Origin of the sequence: Polynucleobacter sp., from assembly GCF_018500155.2 — a bacterium.
Lineage (GTDB): Bacteria > Pseudomonadota > Gammaproteobacteria > Burkholderiales > Burkholderiaceae > Polynucleobacter.
The window spans coordinates 1-25,905 of the sequence record NZ_JAHBAK020000007.1; the positions used below are offsets into that span (position 1 = coordinate 1).

Here is a 25,905-nt window from a genome sequence, read left to right on the forward strand (position 1 = left end):
GGCTCACGCAGGCACTGAATTTCTTTTGTGCATGAGGGGGCGCTTTCCACATGCTGTTATACAAAAGGTGCAGCCCTTGATTTCCCGTGTTTATTAATATACTATTAAATATAATATTAATTAATATATTTATTGAGGAATAATCATGAAAACAGCACATGATTTGGTGGTTCAGGCTAAGGGTGTAATAGCTGAAGTTGGTCTTGCGGATGCGCCAGAGGCAATTCAACAGGCAGATGTCATTATTGATGTGCGCGAGGCAGATGAATATGCTAATGGACATATTCCAGGAGCAATACACATCCCAAGAGGCCTTTTGGAATTTAAGCTAGACAATGATCCAAGCCTTAGTGCCCGTGATCTGAAAATAGTTTTATATTGCAAAACTAGTGGTCGTGCAGCCTTAGCTGCAAAATCACTAAAAGACATGGGTTATTTGCATGTGCAATCCATTTCGGGTGGTTTTGATGCATGGTTATCCAATGGAAATGACATTGTCAAACCAGAATCGATTAAGTTTGAGTAATATGATTTTGTATTTATTTGATCAAGTTAAAGGAGTATTTAGTGAGTGGTGAGCCATCGGTAAGACTAGTTCAGCGGGCGGATTATCAATTCGCTATTTATTACAACGAGGAGCGAGATCCTATTTATGGTGATGAACCACCGCCCCTTGGGAAATCAGAAGGAGCAACGCCCTCACAGTTTCTTTTGGCTGGAGTCGCCAATTGCCTATCAGATTCTCTGCTTTTTGCATTGAGAAAATTTAAGCAAAATCCGGAGCCGATTGAAACGAGAGCACGTTGTGAAATTGGTAGGAATGAACAAAACCGGTTACGTATTCTGGCAATATTCGTAGATATACATATTGGGGTACCAGGCGCAACTTTGGAAAATTTGGAGCGCGTTTTGGCGCAATTTCAGGACTTTTGCACCGTGTCTTCCAGTGTCAGTCTTGGTATACCTGTGAATGTCACCGTTGTAGATTCAGAAGGTAAGAAGCTTTACCCACAATAGCCGAAGTTAAGGTGATGCAGTTGACGTTATATGGGTTTCAATCCCATATAACGCTTACATTTAATCTGTATTTCTTACTCTTCCTCGCGACGCAAATGCGGGAACAGAATCACATCACGAATGTTCGGCGCATCAGTCAAAAGCATCACTAAGCGATCGATGCCGATGCCGCAACCGCCTGTTGGAGGCATGCCATATTCCAGAGCGCGAATAAAGTCATGGTCAAAGTACATTGCTTCTTCATCGCCAGCTTCTTTTTGCTCGACTTGCTTTCGGAAGCGATTGGCTTGATCTTCAGCATCATTTAATTCAGAGAAGCCGTTGGCAATTTCGCGACCGGTAATGAATAGTTCAAAGCGTTCGGTGATACCAGGTCGTGTGTCCGATTCTCTAGCAAGAGGGCTAACTTCAATAGGGTAGTCAATGATGTAGGTAGGTTCCCAAAGGTGCTCTTCAGCAACCAATTCGAATAAAGCTAATTGCAAGGCGCCAATCCCAGCATTCTTGAGGGCTGGAGAGTCTGGGTTCTCGCCACCTTTTTTCAATTCAGCACGAATGAATGCAGCATCTTCTAACTGAGCAGCCTCATAGTTTTTGCCGGAATGACCGCAATACTTGAGGATCGCTTCATTGATCGTCAAACGTTGGAAGGGTTTGCTCAAATCGAGTTCACGACCTTGATGGGTTAATACTGCAGTGCCTTGTGCATCGATTGCTGCCGCACGAATTAAGCCTTCAGTGAAATCCATTAACCAACGGTAGTCGGTATACGCTGCGTAGAACTCCATCATCGTGAATTCTGGATTGTGACGCGGACTCACGCCTTCGTTGCGGAAGTTGCGGTTGATTTCAAAAACACGCTCGAAACCACCAACAACCAAGCGCTTAAGATAGAGCTCTGGCGCAATACGCAAGAACATCTGCATATCTAGTGCATTGTGATGTGTGATGAAGGGTTTAGCTGCGGCTCCGCCAGGGATCGGGTGGAGCATTGGTGTCTCTACTTCCATGAAGTCCGCATCAAGCATGTGGCGACGCAGGGATGCGATGGCTTTGCTGCGTGCTTTAAATGTCTCACGACTTTCTGGATTGACGATCAAATCAACGTAGCGTTGACGATATTTAGTCTCCAAATCTGAAAGGCCATGGAACTTATCAGGTAGCGGGCGTAGTGATTTGCTGAGTAAACGCAAATTACTGCATTCGACTGAAAGCTCACCCTTATTGGTCTTAAAGAGGTTGCCTTCTGCGCTGATAAAGTCGCCCATATCCCAATGTTTAAAGGCGTTATGCGTATCGGCGCCGGTTAACTCATCATTGATATAGAACTGAATTTGTCCACTGCGATCTTGAATAGTAGCAAAGCTGGCTTTTCCCATGACGCGTTTCAGAATCATGCGTCCAGCGACTTTGACATGAATCTTTTTGGTAGCTAGCTCTTCTTTTGTCAGGCCGTCATAGTGGGCATGGAGGTCAGCAGCTAAATGGGTCGGTACAAAATCGTTTGGAAAAGCAACTCCGTTTTGACGAAGCTTGGCAAGCTTTTCACGACGCTCAGCAATGATGTGATTTTCATCAACTGCTTCGGTAACTGGGGGCAAATTCGTTTTATCGTTCATATTAGTAAAAATTAAACACCTTGTTTCAGGCTAGCTTCAATAAATGCATCGAGATCGCCGTCCAATACTTTTTGGGTATTAGAAATCTCAACGTTAGTACGTAAATCTTTAATACGGCTTTGATCCAAAACATAAGAGCGGATTTGATGACCCCAGCCCACATCGGTTTTGCTTGCTTCTAATTTATCTTGCTCAGCACGGCGTTTTTGCATTTCATGCTCATAGAGTCTTGACTTGAGCATACTCATTGCCTCAGCGCGATTACGATGCTGGCTACGGTCATTTTGACACTGCACCACAATTCCTGTTGGTATATGGGTTAAGCGCACAGCAGAGTCAGTTTTATTGATGTGCTGACCGCCAGCCCCAGAGGCGCGGTAGGTGTCAGTACGAATATCGGCGGGATTGACTTCAATCTCAATCGAGTCATCAATCTCAGGATAGACATAGATTGAGGCAAAGGAGGTGTGGCGTCCATTGGAGGAGTCAAATGGTGACTTACGCACTAAACGGTGAACACCTGTTTCTGAGCGCAGATGTCCATAAGCATATTCACCATCGACCTTAATGGTTGCGCTTTTAATGCCAGCTACATCCCCATCAGACTCTTCTAGTATTTCAGTTTTATAGCCTTTGCTCTCGCAATATTTGAGATATTGGCGATAGAGCATGCTGTCCCAATCCCATGCCTCAGTGCCCCCAGCACCCGCTTGAATTTCAATAAAACAGTTCCATGAATCCATTTCGTTATGGAACATACGACGAAATTCAAGATCATTAATGACTTTGCTGTAACCCTCAACATCTTGTTCGATGGCGGCAATCGTTTCAAAATCACCTTCTTCTTTTGCCATATCAAAGAGCTCGATTGCTCCTGTGATGTTGTTGTTTAAGTCGGTGAGGGTTGCGACAACACCATCGAGCAATTTCTTTTCTTTGCCCAATGCTTGTGCTTTTTTTTGATCATCCCAAATGGTGGGATCTTCTAGGATTGAATTGACTTCAGTAAGGCGGCGTGACTTTACTTCGAAGTCAAAGATACCCCCGTAGAGCTTGCTCACGATTGAGCAGATCAGACAAGGTATTTGAAATGGTATTTAGTTGTTCGGCTTCCATCCCCTAATTATAAGGGGGTTATAGGGGGCGCTTCTGGGAACTAGCCAGCTACTGAGCTTTCGTCGTGCGCCTCAATCATCAGCTGTACTCGGGCTTGACCTTGATAGCGATCGGTTACCAAGCGGTAAGCAAGTTTGGCTGTCGCTGGTAGGCTCTGTGTGCGGTTAAACCATACAGCGGTTAGCGGCGCTCCATTTGTATTGGACGAGGCACTCTCAGTCATGGGGCGAACCATCAGACGAAGATGCTTTTCTTTCATCAAGCTCTGCGAGATGATCTCAAACTCTCCATAAAACACCGGCTGAGGAAAGCCTTGCCCCCAGATTTCTTCTGCGAGTAAATCACCAATTTCGGGGGTAAATTCCGAAGGGAGGAGTGCGCCATCATGGGGGTGGCGACGCTCGAGAATGTCATCGGTTAGCAAACTATCAGCCACTTCCTGAAAGCAGCGATCAAACTTTGCAAAATCATCTTTACGTATGGTGAGTCCTGCAGCCATCGCATGTCCGCCAAATTTTAGGATAAGGCCAGGCTCGCGCTTAGAGACCATATCGAGCGCATCACGCAAATGAAAGCCCGTTAGTGATCTACCCGAACCTCGTAATTCTTCACCAGTATTCCCATCGGGTGCAAAAACAATGGCAGGGCGATTAAAACGTTCTTTTAAGCGCGAGGCCACAATACCAACAACACCTTGATGCCATTCAGGATGCCAGAGGCAAATGCTATTGCGTTGCGCGATAGTTCCTGAGAGCTGTTCTTCTGAGAGGTTTGCTAATGCTGTCTCTTGCATTCCTGTTTCGATGACACGCCGTTCACGGTTAATGCGATCAAGCTCTTGGGCTAATGCCATAGCCTCATCAGGGTGATCTGTAAGTAGTAGTCGAATACCCAGCGTCATATCCGCCAAACGCCCAGCAGCATTGAGTCTAGGACCGATTGCAAATCCAAGATCAAAGCTATTTGCCTTACGAGGATCGCGTCCGGCGACCTGAAACAATGCTTGTATGCCAGGTTGAGCAATGCCCGCGCGAATGCGTTTTAATCCATTGGCAACCAGAATGCGATTATTGCGATCAAGGTGTGCAACGTCAGCAACGGTGCCTAGGGCGACAAGATCCAAAAGATTTTCTACTTTAGGCTGAGTTTCATTCGTGAACTTACCGCGTTTGCGTAGCTCTGCACGCAAGGCTACTAAAACATAAAACATGACCCCAACACCTGCTAATGCTTTACTTGAAAAAGTACAGCCAGGTTGATTGGGATTCACAATTGCAGCTGCTTTTGGTAACCGATCACCGGGAAGATGGTGGTCAGTCACAATCACTTCCATGCCTAATTCACGCGCGCGATCTACACCAGCTTCACTCGCTATCCCGTTATCAACGGTAATGAGGTACTTGGGCTTAGGGTTTTGTTGTGCAGCAAGCTCAACTACCTCAGGGGTGAGACCATAACCCATCGTAAAGCGATTTGGCACCAGAAACTGTATGGGCGTATCAATACCCCCCAACATTTTTAGCCCTCGCAATCCTACGGTGCAGGCTGTAGCCCCATCGCAGTCGTAATCTGCAACGATCAGCATGGACTCTTTTTTCTCCAGAATATCGGCAAGCAGATATGCAGTGCTAAGACAATTTTTGAGTTCGGTTGGAGAGAGTAGATGTTTTAATTCCAGCGGTAGTTCGTCAGGCGATTCAAGACCGCGCGCAGCGTATAACCTTGCCAACAGTGGATGTAAGCCACTTTGCTGCAACCAGATTGCAGTTCGTTCGGAAAACGGACGTTGTGAAAACAGGCTCATTTAGAAACCACTTCACTCCAAGGGAGCAGCTCTTTTGTTTTCCAGAATGCCCATGATTTTTTGTATATATCTTTTGCGCTAAATATCCGCTCACGCAACTTTCCATTGGGAAAATCGATCAGCATCAATTCATCTATTTGATGATGTGTAAAGGATGCGCAGATCTTAGGCCAGAACAATTCTGGTTGATTGGACCACACAAATGCGCCAGCAAGATTTTCATTCGGTCGGTTCGGGCTATATGAAATGCCTAAAAGTTTTGCTAGACCTGCAAGTAAAGGATGGTCGCCGTAGCAATGTGTTGACTGCTTGAGCGGCTCTGGCGGGTTGACATCGCTCAGTTTGCCAATACCGCTGATCCATATAGAGTTGATACTTGGCATGCCATGTTGTTCTCGCGCTTCATTGACCGGATCAATATGCCAAAGCATTTGAATTTCATTTTGTAATTTACGCCAGCGTTTCGCAATACCTTCTTCTTGTGAATCACGGGGCATCCACCAATCAATATTGCGACCATGGGCTTGATCCACACTGTAAGTTGCAAGGCTGGTAAATGGACCAGCCGGTAAAAACCAGAACTGTTTGTTGTGAAATAAAACGGGATGATGAAAATCCTCTTCTATTAGTGGCAGCGCAGATCGAAGAAGTTTGGATGATTCATTCTCTGTCAGATCAATCTGATTTTGACCCATCAAAATGAGGTGGTCACGCGTAGCATGCAGATGAACAGGCTGAAGGCATGCGATGGATTCATTGGGATCAAACGATATATTGGTTTGACTCAACAGCAGAATAGGGGCGCTTGGAACCAGCTCGCCCAGTAAATATCGCTCATGGGGCAGGCCTTTAGATGGCTTATCTCCAAAATCTGCGGCATCCAATGCATCCTCGCCAGATAGCATCAGGGTTAGGCGCCGGATATTGCCAGTGGAGACTAGGGGGGTGCTTGGGTTGGATTGCATTTCCCTAATTTTAGGTGGCATTTGAATATTCCACCGGCTTGTCTTAGCAATTGTCTAAACTGTAGCCATGTTGAGACTTCCCATCGAACTAGAGATTGGCCTGCGCTATACCCGCTCTAAGCGGCGTAAGGCCGTCGGCAAGCGAGATGGCTTTCTTTCCTTCATCTCAGGAATCTCGACTGCTGGCATAGCCCTGGGCGTAGCTTCTCTGATTGTAGTTTTATCCGTTATGAACGGCTTTCAGAAAGAAGTTCGCGATCGCATGCTTTCCGTGCTTTCCCATGTCGAGATCACCTCTCCAGAGGGTTTAGCAAATTGGGAGTCTCTTGCTGCCAAAGTGGCTACACAACCTCATGTTATCGGTGTTTCCCCAATAGTCAGTTCACAAGGTTTGCTTACCCGCGAGAATGTCATGCGTGGTGTGGCTATTCGTGGTGTCTCACCTGCGGATGAAGGCAAGGTATCAGACCTACCCAAGCAATTTGTATCGGGCAATATTGATGATCTCAAGCCGGGTGCTTTTGGTGTAGCCCTAGGCGCACAACTTGCTTCCATTGTTGGTGCTCGCATGGGAGACAGGATTAATTTAATCGTTCCTGAAAGTGATTTAACGCCTGCAGGCTCAATGCCTAGAATGCGCACACTGCAAGTGGTTGGTATTGTCGATAGCGGCCATTATGAATATGACAGCTCTCTGGCCATCATGCATTGGAAAGACGCTGCGGCTTTATTGCGCTTGCATGACCCATCCGGTTTACGCGTTAAGGTGGATGATATGCAGCGTGCTCCTGATATAGCAAATGAATTAGCAACTGTAGTTCCCCAGGCTTTATGGGTTACAGATTGGTCACGTACTAATCGAAATTGGTTTGCGGCAGTTCAAACTGAAAAGAAAATGATGTTCATCATTTTGACTTTAATTATTGCAGTCGCCGCTTTTAATTTGGTATCGACCTTAGTCATGACGGTGAATGAAAAACAAGCTGATATTGCCATCTTAAGAACGATGGGTGCAAGCCCTGGCATGATTCAGAGAATTTTTCTTGTGCAAGGTCTAGCAATAGGCTTGTTAGGTTCTTTGGCTGGGGTAGCACTCGGATTACTCATAGCACTAAATATTGATGTCATTGTTCCTACGATTGAAGCAATTTTCCGAGTGCGTTTCTTGCCGCGCGAAGTGTATTTCATCAGTGAACTTCCTTCAGATGTAAGGGCGGGCGATGTGCTTACGGTTGGGCTAATGGCGTTTGGCTTATCTGTTCTTGCCACCTTGTACCCAAGTCGTCGTGCAGCTAAGGTGCAGCCTGCGGAGGCGCTCAGATATGAGTAAGGTTTTAATTAGCAAAGGACTAGCAAAAACCTACGGACTAGGCACAACAGCAGTTGAGGTGCTGAAATCGGTAGATCTTGAAGTTGCTCCCTCTGAAAAAGTAGCCATTGTCGGAGCTTCTGGTTCGGGGAAAAGTACCTTGCTGCATCTCTTGGGCGGTCTTGATACCCCAAGCGCAGGTTCCGTTTTCTTGGATGGTGCCAATATCAACCAGTTGTCCGTGGCGAAGTTAGATCGGATGCGGAATCAACGATTAGGCTTCATATATCAATTTCATCATCTTTTGGATGAACTCACCGCAGTTGAAAATGTTGCTCTGTTATTACGTATACGTGGATTGAGCAATGATGAATCTATGGAGAAGGCAAGCCATATGCTCAAAGCGGTTGGTCTAGCTAAGCGTGAGTTGCATACTCCAGCCGAATTGTCCGGTGGGGAGCGCCAACGGGTAGCCGTTGCAAGAGCTTTGGTTGGAAATCCCGCCTGCGTTCTAGCAGATGAGCCTACAGGTAACTTAGACACAGAGACTGCAGACGTTGTCTTTGATTTGATGCTAAATATTGCTAGGGAACAAGGTACAGCTTTTGTGATTGTGACGCATGATCCTGTGCGCGCAAAACGTTGTGACCGTATCTTGCACTTAGAACGTGGAGTGCTCAAGACATTTTCAGAGTGATTGCTAAGGATGCACATCCTATGTGGATAGATACTCACTGTCACTTAGATGCACCTGAGTTTGCAGGCCAACTACCAAAAATCGTTGCGGCCGCAAAGATAAAGAATGTCCAGGCAATTTTGTTGCCAGCGGTCAAAGCAGCAGATTTTCAAAATGTCAAAAGTATTGCATCTCAATTTAGCAAAGAGATTCCAGGTTTGGCATATACATTAGGAATTCATCCGCTGTATACCAATCAAGAAAGCGAACAAGATCTAGCAATTTTAGATAAACAAATTGAGGAATCACTCACTGATCCAAGATTTATTGGCATTGGGGAGATTGGTTTAGATTACTTTGTTGAAGGCTTAGATCCTCAACGGCAAGCATATATCTTTCACACTCAATTAGACCTTGCACAAAAATACCAATTACCAGTGATTCTGCATGTGCGTCGCTCTCAGGATGCCATTTTGAAAGCTCTTAGGCGGCGCAAACTTACCGGGGGAATTGCACATGCTTTTAATGGAAGTTTTCAACAGGCAGAACAATTTATTCAATTGGGCTTTAAATTAGGTTTTGGCGGTGCAGCTACTTATGAGCGTGCGCTACAAATTCGAAGACTATTAGTGGATCTGCCATTCGATAGTATCGTTACCGAGACTGACTCACCCGATATTCCCCCGGCTTGGTTAAAGCAAGAGGGGGTGAAATTCAACGAGCCTGCATTTGTTGCCAGAATTGCTAAAGAGTTAGCAGTGATTCGGGGTGTATCCGCTGAGCAATTTGCCACTGTTGTATGGCAAAACGCAATGCAGGTATTGCCACGATGGTCGGATTTATGTGCTGGTTTAACTCTCAAATAGCTCAGTTGGTTAGAGCAGTGGGCTCATAAGAAAGAAGCCCTAGGGGGTTTAAATTCGCTACACACCGCTGCCCAACCAAGTGCTCAAAAGTAAAAAGCCCTTAAAAATTAAGGGCTTAGTACAAAAATCTTGGTTGCGGGGGCAGGATTTGAACCTACGACCTTCGGGTTATGAGCCCGACGAGCTGCCAGACTGCTCCACCCCGCGTCTGAAGCTGAAATTCTACCATTTTTTGCACTGCAATGTCGAGGTATTCCGCTCTAAATCGCATAAATAAGCGGTTTTTGACCAGAAATTTCAATTTTGAGCGCCCTTTAGAAGGAGTAACATATTGCCACGCAACATCACCTTAAGGTTATGAGATGTCAATTAGTAATCCAGAGTTTTCTAGTTCAACGCTTTTAAACCCAGTTCAGGTAAGCGGTCCTGGTGGGGAGCACAAGAAAAGCCTTGCGGTCATGATGCTTGCTGCCATTGGTGTTGTGTTTGGCGATATTGGCACGAGTCCTTTGTACGCTCTTAAAGAGTGTTTTGACCCTCACCACGGTATTGCCTATACACCAGAGGCTTTATATGGCGTGATCTCAATGATGATCTGGGCATTGATATTGGTGGTTACAGTCAAATACGTTTTATTCGTGATGCGCGCGGATAACAAAGGGGAGGGCGGTGTTCTTTCTCTGATGGCGTTGGCGCTGCGTTCTTTCGATAGCAAATCAAAAGGCTATTTCTTTTTTATGACCATGGGCATGCTTGGCGCATGCATGCTCTTAGGTGAGTCTGTTATTACTCCGGCAATTTCAGTTCTATCCGCTGTAGAAGGTATCGAGATTGCGACGCCCGGTTTGCATAAATTCATTATTCCTATTTCACTCATTATTCTGGTTGCATTATTTCTAATCCAGAAATACGGAACTGCGGCGGTAGGAAAGTTGTTTGGGCCAATTACGCTTGCATGGTTTATCACTTTGGCGGCGCTGGGAATTATCAACATCGGAGATGCTCCGGAAATTATTGCAGCCTTTAATCCTTTGTATGCTATTGATTTTGTCGCACTTCATCCGACAACTGCTTACATTGTGATGGGTGCGGTTGTATTGGTTGTTACTGGGGTTGAGGCGCTTTATTTGGATATGGGCCATTTTGGCCGCACACCTGTCCGATACGCTTGGTTATTAGTTGTCTTACCAAGTTTGCTGATTAACTATTTAGGTCAGGGCGCCCTGGTGCTTTCAAACCCTGAAGCAATCAAGAATCCATTCTATTTAATGGTTCCAGAGTGGGCTTTGTGGCCAACAGTAGGCTTAGCAACCGCTGCCACTGTGATTGCATCACAAGCAGTTATTTCTGGTGCATATTCTTTGGTCAGTCAAGCCATCTTGCTTGGCTTTATGCCCCGCATGAATATCCTGCATACATCCGACTCTGAGCAGGGACAAATTTATATTCCATTGGTCAATTGGGCGCTCTTATTCATGGTGGTGGTGACTATCATTGAATTTAGAGAGTCAGTCAATCTTGCTGCTGCATACGGCATTTCTGTGACCTCAACGATGTTAATTACAACCATTCTGTTGGCAGTGGTCATGTTCCGAGAGTGGAAGATGAATCTGGTGCTGGTTTCAGTCATCACCGCCTCTTTTTTCTTGGTGGATTTTGCGTTTTGGACGGCTAATTTAATTAAGGTTAAAGACGGCGGCTGGTACCCGCTTGCACTCGGATTGCTTTGCTTTACGTGTTTGATTACTTGGTATCGGGGTCGGCAAATTTTGCGTCAGCGCGCAATGGAAGAGGGTATCCAATTAAGTAGTTTTATTAGCGCGCTTTTGCAACATCCCCCTCATCGAGTTGAAGGTACGGCAATTTTCCTAACTGCACACGTTGATTATTTGCCTGTCTCGTTTTTACATAACCTTAAACACAATCATGTATTACATGAAAGAGTATTTTTTCTGAAGGTTAGTATTTGGGATGTACCCTATGTCAATGATGAGGATCGAATCACGCTAAAAGACTTGGGTGGCAATATTTTTGTGGTGAGGGCAATTTATGGATTTAAAGAAACCCCAGACATGGGTACCATCATTCATCTGATTGAGACACACTTCAATATGAAGTTCGACATGATGAACACCTCTTTCTTTTTATCACGCGATACCATCGTGCCATCAGCCATCCCTGGCATGGCTCTGTGGCGGGAGAGATTATTTTGCTGGATGTATCAGAATGCTGGTCGTCAATCTAATTTCTTTAAGATTCCGGCAAACAGAATTGTCGAGTTGGGCGCGAAGGTGGAAATTTGAGTAGGCACTTCCCATTACATTCCAAAATCGCAGTTGGAATTTTTCTATTATTTAGCACCTGCAGCGGACTTGTTTTAGCAACTCCAGAAGAAGAGGCTGAATTAGAACAGCTCAATGCTATAGAAAAGCAATTAGAAATTCAGCGGGAGTGGGTTACTTACCGCTGGGAAAAAGCATCCTTTGAGTGCTACAAAGATTTCTGGGTTAATTACTGCCTAAATGATGCGCGAGCCAGCTACAGAGAAGAGCTTGATCCTATCCGCGAGCAAGAAGTTGCTTTGCGCGAGGCGCAACGCATTCTGCGCAAGAGCATTAAAGATCAAGAAGATCAACGGCGCGCGGCCGAGCGTGCATCACCGCTCAAAGCAGTTGAGCGTGCTGATAATCAGCGTCAATTCGAAGAGAAGCAAAAAGCTGCAGCTGCAAGGGCAGCAGATCTTGAGCAGCGCCGTAAAGATGCTCCGAAACGTGCTCAAGAAAATAAAGCTGGTACGCAGCTTGATTAACATAACCCCATCTTTCTAAAACTGAGTATCTCTTGGCCAAAGTTAAAACGATTTATATCTGTCAATCTTGTGGTGGCACCTCTGCAAAATGGCAGGGTCAGTGTCCATCATGTCAGGCGTGGAATACTATGGAAGAGGGGTTGCCAGAAACTACTTCTCAATCACGCTTTCAGGGGCTTGCTCAGTCATTGCCAAGACAAAAACTTTCTGCAATTGCTGCGGAAGATTTGCCGCGCTTTAGTACGGGTGTAGAAGAATTTGATCGTGTCTTAGGGGGTGGTTTAGTGCCTGGTGGAGTTGTTCTACTAGGCGGTGATCCAGGAATCGGTAAATCCACTCTTTTGTTGCAAGCTTTAGCGCAAATGAGTAATTCAGGGATGAAGGTGCTCTACAGTAGTGGCGAAGAATCAGCTGCGCAAATTGCTTTGCGCGCAAAGCGTATCGCATTAGACGCGCCTCAATTAGAAGTATTGGCAGAGATTCAGTTAGAAAAACTCATTTCGATCATGGATACCGTCAAGCCGCAGGTATTGGTCGTTGATTCGATTCAGACTTTATATTCTGAGGTTTTGAGTTCTGCGCCTGGATCAGTAGCGCAAGTGCGTGAGTGTGCTGCTCAATTAACAAGGGCAGCAAAAGCAAGTGGTATTTGTGTTCTGATGGTAGGTCATGTGACTAAAGACGGGCATTTAGCCGGTCCACGAGTTTTAGAGCATATTGTCGATACCGTCTTGTATTTTGAGGGCGATACACATTCATCATTTAGATTGGTGCGCTCAATCAAGAACCGTTTTGGTGCTGTCAATGAGCTTGGTGTATTTGCAATGACCGAAAAGGGTTTGCGTGGCGTTACTAATCCCTCCGCAATCTTTTTATCGCAACATGAGCAAATGGTTCCAGGCGCATGTGTACTGGTGACTCAAGAAGGCAGTAGACCGCTCTTAGTGGAGATCCAAGCTTTAGTTGATACAGCCCATGTACCCAATCCTCGTCGTTTGGCTGTTGGCCTTGAACAAGCACGCTTGGCTATGCTGTTAGCGGTATTGCATCGCCATGCTGGAGTAGCTTGCTTTGATCAGGATGTATTTTTAAATGCGGTGGGTGGCGTCAAGATTTCTGAGCCAGCAGCTGATTTGGCGGTATTGCTAGCGATACAGTCTTCCATTCGTAATCGCGCGTTACCCAAAGAATTGATTGTGTTTGGTGAAGTGGGTTTGGCTGGCGAAATTCGGCCATGTCCACGGGGTCAAGAACGTTTGAAAGAGGCTGCCAAGTTAGGCTTTACTGTGGCCATTATTCCTAAAGCGAATATGCCTAAAACCAAAATCCCAGGTCTTAAAGTCATTCCCGTAGAGCGAATTGATCAAGCCATTGCAGCTGCCGCCGAGCTCAGCTAAATCAATATAGCGGAATTAACGCAAGTCTTCTGCTTGTATTAATAAAACCTGTTCATCGCCTGCAGAAACTTCCATCCAGATAACGGGAATTTGTGGAAACGCTTTCTTAAAGTTTTCAAATTCATTGCCAATCTCTAGAAGAAGTGCGCCACGCTCAGAAAGGTAATCGGGTGCTAGAGCAATGATTCTACGAATAATGTCCATGCCATCATCTCCACCTGCAAGAGCGAGGTCGGGTTCTGCACGATATTCCGCTGGAAGCTCATTCATAGAAGACGCATTTACATAGGGAGGGTTGCAGATAATGAGATCAAATAGATTGTCTTCATTAGGTTCAGGCAAGGCTTCCCACAGGTCACCATCTAAAAGCTCTATTTGAGAACCAAGGCCATGACGATCAACGTTTCTTGCGGCTACAGAAAGGGCGGGTAGACTGATATCGCAAGCACTTACATGGATATCCGGGCAGGATAAGGCCAGCAATACTGCGAGTGAGCCATTACCGGTACAGAGATCGAGAACATTCCCGTCTGCGGGCAACCACGGCTCAAGTGAGCCATCCACAATAAGCTCGGCAATCCAAGAGCGAGGAACAATGCTTTGCTCGCTGCAGTAAAACGGCACGCCCATCAACCAAGCTTCACCTAAGATGTAAGCCAAAGGTTTGCGTGTAGCAATTCTTTGCTCCGTTACTGCAAGGGCATTGCGATATTGATCAGACGATAAAACTTGCTCTAAATAATCGAGTGCTTCTGCTGGACTTAAATCAAGTTGCTTGCTGACGATCCAAAGCGCTTCACTGTTTGCATCAATCGCACCATGACCAAAATGCAAATGGGCGGCATTTAATTTTTGTGCAATCTGTTCAATGCACTCGTTAACAGTCAACGATGGAGAAGGATCAGGATCCATTAGTGATGGGATATGTTAAGAAATAGTAGTAAATGGGCCGATAGTCTGGCGTTCAAGCAATGAGTTGCTCAAGAGTTCTGCGGTAAATATTTTTGAGTGGCTCAACATCGTCAACATTGACGCATTCATCAATCTTATGGCTGGTGGCGTTGATTGGCCCAAATTCAACGACTTCTTTACAAATCTTGGCTATGAAACGCCCATCACTAGTACCTCCAGTGGTAGATAGCTCAGTATCCACTTGGGTTTCAGCCTTAATGGCTTTGCGAAGAGCGCCTGCGAGATTTCCATCGCCGGTAATAAAAGGGCTGCCGCCAAGCACCCAATCAATTTCAAAATCTAAACCAGCATTTTTCAGAATGGTTTCGAGACGTTCGCGTAACTGTTCTGGCTTGCTCTCTGTTGAAAAGCGGAAATTAAAGTCGATGACGAGTTCACCTGGGATCACATTATTGGCACCAGTGCCGGCATGAACGTTTGAGATTTGAAAGCTAGTGGGCTGAAAATATTCATTTCCTTTGTCCCATTCAGTTTCAACCAGTGCTGTGATAGCTGGTGCAGAAAGATGAATGGGGTTCTTCCCAAGATGAGGGTAGGCAATGTGGGCCTGAATTCCTTTGATCCTTACTTTGCCAGATAGCGAACCACGACGACCATTCTTAATCATGTCGCCCAATTGGTTAACTGATGTAGGTTCACCAATGACGCAGTAATCAAGACGTTGACCATGTTTTTGCAAGCGGTCGCACATGATGACTGTGCCATCATTGGCCGGACCCTCTTCATCGCTAGTGATGAGAAAGGCAATAGAGCCAGCATGATTTGGATGGGCTGCAATAAATTCTTCTGTAGCCACAACAAAGCCTGCTAAAGATGTTTTCATATCTGCAGCGCCACGACCATAAAGCATCCCATCGCGGATCGTGGGAGTAAATGGATTGCTGGTCCACTTTTCTACTGGGCCCGTTGGCACAACGTCGGTATGTCCCGCAAATAGGAGTACTTTGCCTTGATCGCCCGCTTGCCCTTTTTTGATGGCCCATAGATTTCTAACTTGGAAATTGTCGGGGCCGCTAATAACGCTTTCGGTATGAAAGCCGAGTGCTTGAAGCCGTTCTGCAATGAGATCTTGGCAACCATCATCGGCAGGTGTAACCGATTGACAAGCAATAAGGGCTTCAGTCAGCTCGAGGGTGGCGCTCATGGATATTTAGTCGCGTAGAAGTTCGTTAATAGCGGTCTTTGCTCTAGTTTGAGCATCCACCTTTTTCACAATGATGGCGGCATAAAGGCTGTATTTGCCGCATGCTGATGGCAGTGAACCTGGCACTACAACAGAACCTGCTGGAACACGACCGTAATGCACCTCACCGGTCTCGCGATCGTAAATCTTGGTGCTTTGGCCAATGTATACGCCCATTGATAGAACCGCGTTTTCTTCGATCACGACGCCTTCTACTACCTCGGAACGGGCGCCAATAAAGCAGTTATCTTCAATAATGACTGGCCCCGCTTGAATTGGCTCCAAGACACCGCCGATACCAACACCGCCAGATAAATGAACGTTTTTGCCGATTTGGGCGCATGAACCTACCGTTGCCCAAGTGTCCACCATGGTGCCTTCGCCTACATATGCACCAATATTGACGTAGGAAGGCATCAGAACGGCATTTTTACCGATAAAGGAGCCTCTGCGGGCTACTGCGGGTGGAACTACACGAAAACCACCTGCTGCAAAGTCGGCCGCGGTGTAGCCCTCAAATTTGCTGGGAACTTTGTCGTAGAACTGGGTATATCCACCCGCGCTCATTGGAATGTTGTCTTCTAGGCGGAAGGACAGGAGTACAGCCTTCTTAACCCATTGATTTACTTCCCATTTGCCAACATCACGGCGTTCCGCAACACGGATTGTGCCCGCATTCAGGCCTTCCAGAACGGCGTTTACAGCGCCACGAATTTCTCCGGGGACTTTGCTAGGGGAGAGTTCTGCACGGTTTTCCCAGGCTTGTTCAATGATGCTTTGTGGTGATTGGCTCATACTTTTTAGTTAACTATCAGATTGTTAAGGGATTTTGCCTTAGAAGGTCAATTTATCATTATATCGATGGGGCAAAAACGCGTCTAAGTAGGCTCAAGCTTGCTATCATCTTCCCACTTTAGAAGTAATTTTTTATTCCCTTTTTGAACCTCTTTTTTCCCTGCAAAGTACGCCGTGCAACTGAAATCGATCAAACTTTCTGGTTTTAAGTCTTTTGTTGACCCAACCCATTTTGAAATGCCCGGCCAATTAATTGGCGTGGTGGGTCCCAATGGTTGCGGAAAGTCGAACATTATTGATGCTGTTCGCTGGGTTTTGGGAGAGTCTCGCGCCAGTGAATTGCGTGGCGAATCGATGCAGGACGTTATTTTTAATGGCTCTGGCTTACGTAAACCTGCTGGTCGCGCTAGCGTAGAGCTCATATTTGATAACTCTGAAGGTCGCGCCCAAGGTCAATGGAGTGCATTTACAGAATTGGGTATTAAGCGTGTTTTGACGCGTGATGGCAATTCAAGTTATTACGTTAATAATCAAGTAGTGCGCCGCAAGGATATCCAAGATATCTTCTTAGGTACCGGCATGGGTCCAAGAGGCTATGCCATTATTGGTCAAGGAACTATTAATCGCATCCTAGAAGCGAAACCAGAAGAGTTGCGTGTGTTCTTGGAAGAAGCGGCTGGTGTTTCAAAATATAAAGAGCGTCGGAAAGAAACTGCTGCACGCCTTGAAGATACTGTAGAAAATTTGACGCGTGTTGAAGACATTCTGCGCGAGCTTGATCAGCAACTGACTCGCTTGGAGAAGCAGGCAACCGTTGCAGAACGTCATGCAGAGCTCTCTACGCAAATGAAATCACAGCAGCAATTGTTGTGGTTTGTGCGTCAAACGGAAGCTGGCAAAGAGCAAGAGCGCCATGCCAACGGCATTCGCGATACTCAAGTGGGCTTGGAAGAGCAGACTGCAAAATTGCGGCATGCAGAGGCAGAACTCGAGACCATGCGTACACAACAATACGCATTGCAGGATAAAGTTTCTGAAGCGCAAGGTGAGTTGTATCAAACCAATTCTGACGTGAGTCAAGTTGAGTCGCAAATTCATTATGTGCAAGAAGCACGACAACGCTTGCAACAACAAACGCAAGATTTACAAGCCCAACTGCAACGTTGGACTGTTCAAGAAACTGATGCTGCTCAAGCACAACGTAGTGCTGAACATGAATTGGCTTTAGCTGCTGAAAAAGAACAGACCTTATTAGCTGATCTCAATGGTTTGCAAGAGCAAATGCCAAGTCGTGACGAGGCATATCAAACAGCTTCACGTGATTTGAATGATGCACGTGACAGTTTGGCTTCTATTGAGCAACGTCTAGCTAGCTTAGGTGAACGTATGCGAGCTATGTCCGCACAAGCTGACGAGCTTAAAGGTCGCGAAGGCCGCCTAATAAGCGAGCTTGACGGTATGCGCAGACCAGATGCTCAGGCACTGCAGATGGCTATTGATCGTCAAGCCATGGCTCAGCGTAAGGTTGAAGAGGCTAGAGTGCGGGCTACTGAAACTCAGCAACGGGTTCCTGCGGCCGATGAGGCGCGCAATGCCGCTCAACAAAAAATTCAGACTGCTAATCAAGACTTAGCGCAAACTGAAGCGAAGTTGACAGCGCTAACGGCATTACAAGCTAGTGTCCAGGCGCAAGGCAAGATTGGACCTTGGTTAGAAAGCAAAGGTCTAAAAGAAAGCAAGCGTCTATGGCAAGAGCTGAAGGTGGAAAGTGGCTGGGAAGCAGCTTTGGAATCTGTTCTGCGCGAACGTTTAGCTGCCGTTACAGCGAAGAGCGTTCAAGAGACTTTGGCTTTGGCCAATGATGCACCTCCTAGTCGTTTAGCAATTTTGCTAACAGAAGATATAAGTCCTGCTCATACATCGGCGCCAGCAGATTTCACGCCTTTATTAAGTCGAGTTCAAAGCGCAGGCGCACCGAGACTAACCTCGGTATTGCAGGAATGGTTAGACAATATTTATATTGCTACTAGTCTTGAGGATGCATTGCACCGTCGGGAAAAATTGCCCGCTGGTGGGGCATTTGTGACTCAACAAGGACATTTAGTGAGTCGTGTAGGCGTGCAACTCTACGCGGCTGATTCAGAGCAGGCGGGGATGTTGGCTCGTGCTCAAGAAATGGAAAGCCTTGAAAAGCAATTGCGCGCTCAGCAACTCATGCAGAGCGAGTTGCAAGGCGAGTTGGATCAGTGTGTAGCTAACTATCAAGCAGCACATCAAGCAGCTGAACAAGCTCGCATTGCTGCTGAGCAAGCGGTGCAAGAAGCACATGGTTTTGAAGTGGAAAGAATGCAGTTGACACAAGCCGAGGAGCAATATAGTCAGCGTGCTACACAAATTCAAAATGAATTGAATGAGTTGCGTCAGCAAATGGAGCAGTTAGGCCGTAATCAAGAGCAATCTGCAACTGAACTGAATGCATCTGAAGATTCCAAACAAGGCTCACAAGAAGCGCTGGCATCCGCGCAAGAAAAATTAGAGATAGCCACGCAAGAGCGTGACCGTTTGCGTGAATCGTTGCGCGCTGCAGAAATGGCTGCGCAAGAAGCCGCATTTGCTACGCGTTCATTGCAACAACGCATTGCTGACCTGCAACGTGATCAAAGTACCGCACGTACCCAGATCATGGAGATTCAAGACAAACATGATCTTGCTACGCAGGAACTAGAGTCATTAAGCGATGAAGAAGCCCAAGAGAAATTGCAGGGACTTTTGCTGACGCGCAGTGCGCGTGAGGCAGCTTTAGCAAATGCGCGTACCGAGCAAGATGCATTGCTGCATCAATTACGTGAGGCTGATGAAGCCCGTATGCAAATTGAACGCAGCTTGCAGCCGATGAGAGATAAAGTGGTTGATTTGCAGTTGCGTGAACAGGCTGCTCGCTTAAATTACGAACAGTTTGCAACTTTATTGTCTGATGCCGAAGCAGATTTATCTGCTCTCGAAGCAAGTTTTAGTCCCGACTTAAAAGTGGGCGCTTTGCAGACCGAAGTAAATCGCCTCAATTCTGAAATTCAATCTTTGGGCCCTGTAAATATGGCTGCGCTTGATGAGTTAGCAAGCTCACGCGAGCGTAAGCAATTCTTAGATGCGCAGTCTGCTGACTTAAATGAGGCAATGCAAACGCTGACTGATGCAATTGCGAAGATTGATGCTGAGACTCGTGATTTGTTACAGGGCACGTTTGATCAAGTCAATGGCCACTTTGGCAAATTATTTCCCGAATTATTTGGTGGCGGTCATGCGGAGCTGGTCATGACTGGCGAAGAGATTTTGGATTCTGGCGTGCAAGTCATGGCGCAGCCTCCTGGCAAGAAAAATAGCAGCATCTACTTGCTTTCTGGTGGTGAGAAAGCATTGACAGCGATTGCGCTGGTTTTCTCATTATTCTTATTGAATCCTGCCCCATTCTGCTTGCTAGACGAGGTGGACGCACCATTAGATGATGCGAATACCTTGCGCTATGCACAACTAGTTGCCAAAATGTCAGATAAGACGCAATTCTTATTTATTTCACATAACAAGATCACTATGGAAATCGCACATCAGTTAATTGGTGTCACCATGCAAGAGCAGGGTGTTTCTAGAATTGTTGCTGTGGATATTGCTTCAGCTGTTTCCATGGTGGAGGCCGCTTAAGTGTACGTAGAACAAATCATGACGATGTTGGGTTTGTCTGATTTGCAATTTGCGTTGGCTGTGATTGGGCTACTGATTTTGATATCAGTAGCTTTTCTGAATTTCAAATACTCGCGCGCACGTCGTAAGGCAAAAGAAGCGCTCTTTTCTTCGGATGAGCGCATTGCACGCGAGCCTACCTTTGGGCCAGGCTTTGCTGATGCCGATAGTGCTGAGCCTAATTTAGGTTTTGCGCAATCAGACATGGTTGCAGCGCCTGATAAGTTTGTGATTGACCCTCGAATTGATTGTGTTATCACGTTGCGCTTTGATCAGGGCATTAGTGGCGCAGAAATCTTAGAAGAAATTCAGTCTTGGTCTGACCTTCAAGCACCAGCAAAAGCAAAATGGATATGCGAGGGCTTAAAAACAAACCATGAAGCTGGCGATGAATGGGAAGAATTAAATCCTGAGGCCACCTATTCTGAACTGCAATTAGCGATTCAATTGGCAAGTCGTCGAGGTGCAATAGGGGTATTAGAGTTATCCGATTTTTGTTCGCGCGCACAGGCTTTAGCCGATACGCTTGGATCGCAAATTGACATGCCCAGTGTAAATACAATGCTTGAGCATGCAAAAGAATTGGACGCCATGGCTGCTGAGAGTGATATACAACTGAGTATCAACGTTTTGTTTGATGAGCCATGCCCATGGGGTAATTTTGATGCCCTCATGCGATTACGTGGATTTAGATTGGCTCGCAATGGACGTCAGTATGAGTTCTATAGCAATGGCAGACTCATTTTTAATAGCGCTGATCTTGATCCAAATCAGCCTGTGAAGCAAATTACATTGCTTCTTGAAGTTCCATTGGTTGCGCATGAAGAGCGCGCCTTTGAGAGAATGCTAGGAGAAGGTGTAGAGATTGCGCAAGCAGCGCATGGGCGCATCGTTGATGACAATGGCATTAATCTTAGTGAGGGCGCGGTCATTAGCATTCGTCAGCATCTAGATGTTTTATATGCCAATCTTGAAAAATCTGGCATTTCTGCTGGATCTTCTGCTGCCTCTAGACTCTTTAGCTAGGAAATAACCTTGCCGTCGAATAGTCCGACAAATTTAGCGGAGCGTTATGCATTCTTGCAGGCGGAGCTGGCTCGACTAGAGCATGCTTACTATGTTCTGGACAATCCCTTGTTGCCCGACATCGAATATGACCGTCTTTATCGTGAGTTGTTAGAGATTGAAGCGATTCACCCAGAGTGGGTTACGCCTGAGTCTCTATCCCAGAGGGTAGGTGGTGCACCTCTGAAAGAATTTGATTCGGTCACCCATGAAGTTCCCATGCTTTCACTCAATAATGCATTTGAAGAAGCTGAGCTGATTGCTTTTGATAGGCGCTGCAGAGAGGGGCTCAATGCAGAGCATGTCTCCTATGCAGGAGAGTTGAAATTTGATGGTCTTGCCATTTCTCTACGTTATGAAAATGGCTCTCTTGTAAGAGCTGCGACTCGTGGTGATGGTGCTAGCGGTGAAGATGTTACGGCAAATATAAAAACCATACGTGCCATCCCTCTCAAACTATTAGGGCGAAATATTCCCCAAGTGCTAGAGGTACGTGGTGAGGTATTCATGTATCTCAAAGACTTTGAGAGAATGAATCAGCAGGCTGCGCTGGCAGGAGAAAAGGAATTTGCTAATCCACGAAATGCTGCAGCTGGTAGTTTGCGTCAGCTAGATTCAAAAATTACCGCAAAAAGGCCTTTGTCATTTTTTGCATATGGCTTGGGTGTTCTTGAGCCCCAATCTTGGCTACCAGCTACTCATGAAGAATTATTGAATAAATATGTTGAGCTTGGTCTACCGGTTTGCTCAGAGCGTAAGGTTTTGCACTCCGTTCAAGAAATTTTGCAGTTTTATGAAGAGATAGGCGCAAAAAGAGATTCGTTGCCCTATGACATCGACGGTGTTGTCTATAAAGTGAATGCATTTGCCGAGCAGGCAAAGCTAGGTTTTGTATCTAGAGCCCCACGTTTTGCATTAGCGCATAAGTATCCAGCGCAAGAAGCGCTTACCAAGGTTTTAGGTATCGATGTGCAGGTGGGCCGTACAGGTGCCATTACTCCCGTCGCACGCTTAGCTCCAGTAGAGGTAGGTGGCGTAACCGTCACGAATGCAACCTTACATAACGAGGATGAAGTAAAGCGTAAAGACGTTCGCATTGGTGATACGGTCTCGGTTCGCAGAGCGGGCGACGTCATTCCTGAAGTGGTTTCAGTGATTAAAGACCGTAGACCAGTCGATGCCAAAGAATTTGTCATGCCTAGCAAATGTCCTGTATGTGATTCGCATATTGAGCGTTTAGCAGATGAGGCAGTTGCTCGTTGTAGCGGAGGATTATTTTGTGGCGCACAGCGCAAGCAAGCCTTAATTCATTTTGCGCACAGAAGGGCGATGGATATAGAGGGTCTTGGCGAAAAGATTGTTGATCAATTGGTGGATCAACACCTTGTAAGAACTCCGGCAGATATCTATCGTTTAGGTTTTACTGCCTTAGCTAACCTTGAGCGAATGGGCGAAAAGTCGGCTGATAATTTGATTCAGGCAATCAATCAATCCAAAAATACTACTCTAGCTAGATTTATCTTTGCTCTTGGTATTCGTCATGTTGGCGAAACTACCGCCAAAGATTTAGCGAATCACTACCAGTCGGTGCACGCCTTAATGGATGCGACTATGGAAGATCTTCTAACGGTGAAAGATGTGGGGCCAGTGGTGGCTGATTCAATCACCAGTTTCATGCAAGAAGCACATAACCGCGAGGTCATTGAGCAATTATTGGCTTCTGGCATGGAGCTCTCTGTGGAAGAGAAAGTCATTAGTGCAGCAGTTTTGGGTAAAACATTTGTGCTTACTGGCACCTTTCCAACTCTGACTAGGGACCAAGCAAAAGATTTGCTCGAGAAAGCCGGGGCAAAAGTGGCTGGATCCGTCTCTAAGAAAACAGATTACGTTGTAGCTGGCACAGATGCAGGAAGTAAGCTCACTAAGGCAGAAGAGTTGGGTGTCCCTGTGATTGATGAGGCGGCGATGCTGGCCTTGCTAAGCTCCTAAAGCCTCTAGCAATTCAGTTTCTAGTTGAATCTGTAGTTTGGGGTTTTTGCCTAAATTGGCAGCATCAAGCAACAATACATCTTCTACTCGTTCGCCCAGGGTGTTAATCCTGGCGCTATGAATCGATACCTGATGTTTCGCTAAAACTCTGGAGATGGTATACAGCAGTCCTGTGCGATCGCTTGCTGAAAGTGCAAGTGTGTAATACCGACCGCGATCATCGGGAACCATATGCACGCGTGGCTGAATAGGGAAGGTGCGCGACTGCCTAGATAGGCGACCCATACTTGGTGCAGGCAAAGGTTCCGCTTTTGTTAAGGCGGCAGTTAATTCAAACTCAACTAGCTGAATAATGTCACGATAGCTTCCGCCTTCATCGACTAGGTTGCTGCCGGAGATTTGGAATGTATCTAAGGCGTATCCATGCCGAGTTGTGTGGATGCGAGCATCCCAAATAGAAAATCCGTGGCGCTCAAAGTAGGCACAGATTCTGGCAAAAAGATCTTCCTGGTCTTTTACATAGACTGCTACTTGTAGCCCTTCGCCAATCGGCGATAGCCTTGCCCTCACAATGGGTTGATCGGCATTCACCTTGTTATAGAGGTGCCGAGTTAACCATGCAATATCAGAGGAATCTTGTCTGAGAAAAAACGCGACATCGAGTTGCTTCCAAAGATCTTCGTAGAAGTCATCATTAATGCCGTAAAGGCGCAGTTTGGTACGTGACTCTTCTTGGTGTTGCGCTAACTCTGATGAGGCGTCTGGTTTTGCGCCACCTAATACTCGCAGGGTAGCGCGATACAGATCTTCAAGCAGTTTGCCCTTCCAAGCATTCCAAACTTTAGGGCTAGTACCACGCACATCTGCAACCGTGAGTAAATACAAGGCAGTGAGATGGCGTTCGTCACCCATTTTCTTGGCAAAAGCGCGCACCACATCTGGATCTGTAATGTCTTGTTTTTGCGCTACTTGACTCATATTCAGATGTTCTGCCACCAACCAGACCAATAAGTCTGTATCTTTTTTATCAAGACCATGTTCTTTGGCGAATTTGCGCATATCCGCTTTGCCAAGTTGCGAATGATCGCCTCCACGACCTTTGGCGATATCGTGAAAAAGTGCTGCAATCACAATCAGCCACGGCTTTTCAAAATGGGCGATGAGGCTGCTGCAAAATGGAAACTCGTGTGTATGTTCAAGCGTCATAAAGCGACGAACATTACGGAGCACCATCAAAATATGTTGATCTACTGTGTAGACATGAAATAAGTCATGCTGCATTTGACCCACAATTCTTCTAAAGGCAGGTAGGTAGCGTCCAAGAACGCTGGTGCGATTCATGAGTTGAAATGCGCGACTTACTCCTTCAGGTTGCTTGAGGATCTCCATAAATAAGGCGCGATTAATCGGATTAGTGCGCCATTTAGCGTCCATCTTTTGGCGAGCGTTATAAAGCGCTCTAAAAATAGTTGCCGAAAGACTTTTGACGTTGGAGGTTTGAGCAAATACCAGGAAAGTGCGGAGGATTTGGTCGGGATGTTTTTGAAACAGCTGTGGATCAGTAATATCCAACACACCCTGTCTTTCAATGAAATACTCATTGCCTTCACCTGGAATAGCGTGGGTTGTTTTGGATTCTTGCGGAAATAGCAGCGCTTCAATATTTTGCAAAAGAACGTCGTTTAATTGGGTGACCGCTTTTGCTGCCCAGTAATAACGACGCATAATGGCTTCACTTGCCTGCCTTGAGGAGTCTGTTTCAATGCCCATGGCTTTAGCAAGAGAGGCTTGCAGATCAAACGCAATGACATCCTGACGACGTCCTGCTAGTAAATGCAAATTGGCTCTGAGGGTTTCCAGAAAACGTTGATTTCGATTTAGCTCTTTTAACTCACGTTGCGTAACTAGGCCTGCTTCATTCAAGTCTTTAAAGGTGTTGCCTAGTAGTGCAGCTTTGCTTACCCAAGAAATCACTTGCAAATCACGTAAGCCACCAGGGCTTTCTTTGCAGTTGGGCTCCAGAGAATAGGGTGTGTTTTGATATTTGTAATGCCGCTGAATTTGTTCTGCCTGTTTTGCTTGGAAAAATGTCTTGGGATCCATCGCAGCTTCATAGGCGCTGGCAAACTCTTTAAACAATTTCTTTTGACCACAAATAAAACGCGACTCCAGTAAAGAGGTGCGTACGGTGATGTCTTGCTCTGCCTCGGAAATACATTCAGTGACCGATCTGACAGAGGATCCAATTTCTAGACCGGTATCCCAGCAGCGAGCAACAAATTGTTCAATAGATTTGGATAAGTTCTCAGCCAGCTTTATATCCGCCGGTAAGAGAATGAGAATGTCGATATCAGAATACGGAAATAAGGCGCCGCGTCCATAGCCGCCTACAGCGATCAATGTAGCGGTGTTGCCTAGCCCACAATCATTCCATAAATGAGAAAGCAGTTGATCGGTGAGCTTGCTCAGTTGTTTGGTGAGTTTACCTACTGCTTGGGTGTTTTTAAATTCTGCATAAGCGCATTCACGGGCAGCTTTTAAGCTAGCGGCATCAGTAATCGTTTGTGAAGTGCTGAACTGTCCCATGC

At 46.1% G+C, this 25,905-nt stretch carries 19 protein-coding genes and 1 tRNA gene; 11 read left to right on the forward strand and 9 right to left on the reverse strand.

Annotated elements, in window-relative coordinates:
* The first annotated feature begins 145 nt into the window (after nt 1-145).
* Together KIH43_RS00650 and KIH43_RS00655 are read left to right on the forward strand one after the other, a co-directional pair.
* A complete protein-coding gene (locus KIH43_RS00650) occupies nt 146-526 on the forward strand; it encodes a rhodanese-like domain-containing protein (RefSeq protein ID WP_296968355.1) in 381 nt (126 codons plus the stop codon).
* Between the two features lie 41 nt (nt 527-567).
* Nucleotides 568-1,017: an OsmC family protein gene (locus KIH43_RS00655; protein ID WP_296968353.1), complete on the forward strand. Its 450-nt coding sequence runs from the start codon at nt 568-570 to the stop codon at nt 1,015-1,017.
* Nucleotides 1,018-1,091: 74 nt separating this feature from the next.
* Here KIH43_RS00655 and lysS read toward each other — a convergent pair whose 3' ends face one another.
* From lysS to KIH43_RS00675, 4 genes are all read right to left on the reverse strand, one after another.
* Entirely contained in the window at nt 1,092-2,636 is a 1,545-nt protein-coding gene (gene lysS / locus KIH43_RS00660; protein WP_297716714.1) for a lysine--tRNA ligase, read from the reverse strand.
* 11 nt (nt 2,637-2,647) lie between these two features.
* Nucleotides 2,648-3,752 (reverse strand): peptide chain release factor 2 gene (gene prfB, locus KIH43_RS00665; protein WP_297716716.1). Its coding sequence is split into 2 segments (ribosomal slippage): nt 2,648-3,679 and nt 3,681-3,752, totalling 1,104 coding nucleotides; the frame shifts between segments, so codons are not numbered across the junction.
* Nucleotides 3,753-3,792: 40 nt separating this feature from the next.
* A complete protein-coding gene (recJ, locus tag KIH43_RS00670) occupies nt 3,793-5,556 on the reverse strand; it encodes a single-stranded-DNA-specific exonuclease RecJ (protein WP_297716717.1) in 1,764 nt (587 codons plus the stop codon).
* Nucleotides 5,553-6,542: a hypothetical protein gene (locus KIH43_RS00675; RefSeq protein WP_297716719.1), complete on the reverse strand. Its 990-nt coding sequence runs from the start codon at nt 6,540-6,542 to the stop codon at nt 5,553-5,555. Before KIH43_RS00675 ends, recJ begins: the two co-directional genes overlap by 4 nt.
* A 49-nt stretch (nt 6,543-6,591) precedes the next feature.
* Here KIH43_RS00675 and KIH43_RS00680 point away from each other — a divergent pair, with 49 nt between their 5' ends.
* The 3 genes from KIH43_RS00680 to KIH43_RS00690 are packed head-to-tail and all read left to right on the forward strand — an operon-like array spanning nt 6,592 to nt 9,372.
* Entirely contained in the window at nt 6,592-7,851 is a 1,260-nt protein-coding gene (locus KIH43_RS00680; RefSeq protein WP_297716801.1) for a lipoprotein-releasing ABC transporter permease subunit, read from the forward strand.
* Nucleotides 7,844-8,527 carry an ABC transporter ATP-binding protein gene (locus KIH43_RS00685; protein ID WP_297716721.1) on the forward strand — a complete coding sequence of 228 codons (684 nt, stop codon included), beginning with the start codon at nt 7,844-7,846 and terminating at the stop codon, nt 8,525-8,527. The genes KIH43_RS00680 and KIH43_RS00685 overlap by 8 nt, the downstream gene beginning before the upstream one ends.
* A gap of 20 nt (nt 8,528-8,547) precedes the next feature.
* Nucleotides 8,548-9,372, forward strand: a complete 825-nt coding sequence (locus KIH43_RS00690) for a TatD family hydrolase (protein ID WP_297716723.1) — start codon at nt 8,548-8,550, stop codon at nt 9,370-9,372.
* A gap of 130 nt (nt 9,373-9,502) precedes the next feature.
* Here the strand turns inward: KIH43_RS00690 and KIH43_RS00695 are convergent.
* Nucleotides 9,503-9,579 (reverse strand) — tRNA-Met (locus KIH43_RS00695).
* Between the two features lie 254 nt (nt 9,580-9,833).
* Between KIH43_RS00695 and KIH43_RS00700 the strand changes: the two genes are divergently transcribed.
* From KIH43_RS00700 to radA, 3 genes are read left to right on the forward strand one after another with little or no spacing between them, the layout of a single operon-like run.
* Complete coding sequence (locus KIH43_RS00700) at nt 9,834-11,675, forward strand: potassium transporter Kup (RefSeq protein ID WP_296968405.1); 1,842 nt, start codon at nt 9,834-9,836, stop codon at nt 11,673-11,675.
* Complete coding sequence (locus KIH43_RS00705; RefSeq protein ID WP_297716725.1) at nt 11,672-12,181, forward strand: hypothetical protein; 510 nt, start codon at nt 11,672-11,674, stop codon at nt 12,179-12,181. Before KIH43_RS00700 ends, KIH43_RS00705 begins: the two co-directional genes overlap by 4 nt.
* A gap of 32 nt (nt 12,182-12,213) precedes the next feature.
* The gene (gene radA / locus KIH43_RS00710; protein WP_297716726.1) at nt 12,214-13,578 is read left to right on the forward strand and encodes a DNA repair protein RadA; all 1,365 of its coding nucleotides are present in this window, start codon (nt 12,214-12,216) and stop codon (nt 13,576-13,578) included.
* A gap of 15 nt (nt 13,579-13,593) precedes the next feature.
* Here radA and prmB read toward each other — a convergent pair whose 3' ends face one another.
* Genes prmB through dapD form a run of 3 tightly spaced genes read right to left on the reverse strand, consistent with a single transcriptional unit; the run spans nt 13,594 to nt 16,528 of the window.
* Nucleotides 13,594-14,490: a 50S ribosomal protein L3 N(5)-glutamine methyltransferase gene (gene prmB / locus KIH43_RS00715; protein ID WP_297716728.1), complete on the reverse strand. Its 897-nt coding sequence runs from the start codon at nt 14,488-14,490 to the stop codon at nt 13,594-13,596.
* Nucleotides 14,491-14,542: 52 nt separating this feature from the next.
* Nucleotides 14,543-15,694, reverse strand: coding sequence for a succinyl-diaminopimelate desuccinylase (gene dapE / locus KIH43_RS00720; RefSeq protein ID WP_297716730.1), 1,152 nt, complete (start codon nt 15,692-15,694; stop codon nt 14,543-14,545).
* A gap of 6 nt (nt 15,695-15,700) precedes the next feature.
* Nucleotides 15,701-16,528 carry a 2,3,4,5-tetrahydropyridine-2,6-dicarboxylate N-succinyltransferase gene (gene dapD / locus KIH43_RS00725; RefSeq protein WP_296968333.1) on the reverse strand — a complete coding sequence of 276 codons (828 nt, stop codon included), beginning with the start codon at nt 16,526-16,528 and terminating at the stop codon, nt 15,701-15,703.
* A gap of 174 nt (nt 16,529-16,702) precedes the next feature.
* On the opposite strand from dapD, the gene smc reads away from it, so the two are divergent.
* Genes smc through ligA form a run of 3 tightly spaced genes read left to right on the forward strand, consistent with a single transcriptional unit; the run spans nt 16,703 to nt 23,317 of the window.
* Nucleotides 16,703-20,224 (forward strand): chromosome segregation protein SMC, encoded by a 3,522-nt coding sequence (smc, locus tag KIH43_RS00730; protein ID WP_297716733.1) that lies wholly within the window; start codon nt 16,703-16,705, stop codon nt 20,222-20,224.
* Nucleotides 20,225-21,289 carry a cell division protein ZipA C-terminal FtsZ-binding domain-containing protein gene (locus KIH43_RS00735; protein ID WP_297716734.1) on the forward strand — a complete coding sequence of 355 codons (1,065 nt, stop codon included), beginning with the start codon at nt 20,225-20,227 and terminating at the stop codon, nt 21,287-21,289.
* A gap of 9 nt (nt 21,290-21,298) precedes the next feature.
* Nucleotides 21,299-23,317 carry an NAD-dependent DNA ligase LigA gene (ligA, locus tag KIH43_RS00740; protein WP_297716736.1) on the forward strand — a complete coding sequence of 673 codons (2,019 nt, stop codon included), beginning with the start codon at nt 21,299-21,301 and terminating at the stop codon, nt 23,315-23,317.
* On the opposite strand, the gene KIH43_RS00745 is transcribed toward ligA, so the two are convergent.
* Nucleotides 23,306-25,903, reverse strand: coding sequence for a [protein-PII] uridylyltransferase (locus KIH43_RS00745; RefSeq protein WP_297716738.1), 2,598 nt, complete (start codon nt 25,901-25,903; stop codon nt 23,306-23,308). The two genes, ligA and KIH43_RS00745, sit on opposite strands and share 12 nt — an antisense overlap.
* Nucleotides 25,904-25,905: the final 2 nt, after the last annotated feature.

Coding starts and splice junctions, on each gene's coding strand:
- KIH43_RS00650 (WP_296968355.1), top strand. CDS start 146: ATGAAAACAGCACATGATTTGGTGGTTCAGGCTAAGGGTGTAATAGCT.
- lysS (WP_297716714.1), bottom strand. CDS start 2,636: ATGAACGATAAAACGAATTTGCCCCCAGTTACCGAAGCAGTTGATGAA.
- recJ (WP_297716717.1), bottom strand. CDS start 5,556: ATGAGCCTGTTTTCACAACGTCCGTTTTCCGAACGAACTGCAATCTGG.
- KIH43_RS00675 (WP_297716719.1), bottom strand. CDS start 6,542: ATGCCACCTAAAATTAGGGAAATGCAATCCAACCCAAGCACCCCCCTA.
- KIH43_RS00685 (WP_297716721.1), top strand. CDS start 7,844: ATGAGTAAGGTTTTAATTAGCAAAGGACTAGCAAAAACCTACGGACTA.
- KIH43_RS00690 (WP_297716723.1), top strand. CDS start 8,548: ATGTGGATAGATACTCACTGTCACTTAGATGCACCTGAGTTTGCAGGC.
- KIH43_RS00700 (WP_296968405.1), top strand. CDS start 9,834: ATGCTTGCTGCCATTGGTGTTGTGTTTGGCGATATTGGCACGAGTCCT.
- prmB (WP_297716728.1), bottom strand. CDS start 14,490: ATGGATCCTGATCCTTCTCCATCGTTGACTGTTAACGAGTGCATTGAA.
- dapE (WP_297716730.1), bottom strand. CDS start 15,694: ATGAGCGCCACCCTCGAGCTGACTGAAGCCCTTATTGCTTGTCAATCG.
- dapD (WP_296968333.1), bottom strand. CDS start 16,528: ATGAGCCAATCACCACAAAGCATCATTGAACAAGCCTGGGAAAACCGT.
- KIH43_RS00745 (WP_297716738.1), bottom strand. CDS start 25,903: ATGGGACAGTTCAGCACTTCACAAACGATTACTGATGCCGCTAGCTTA.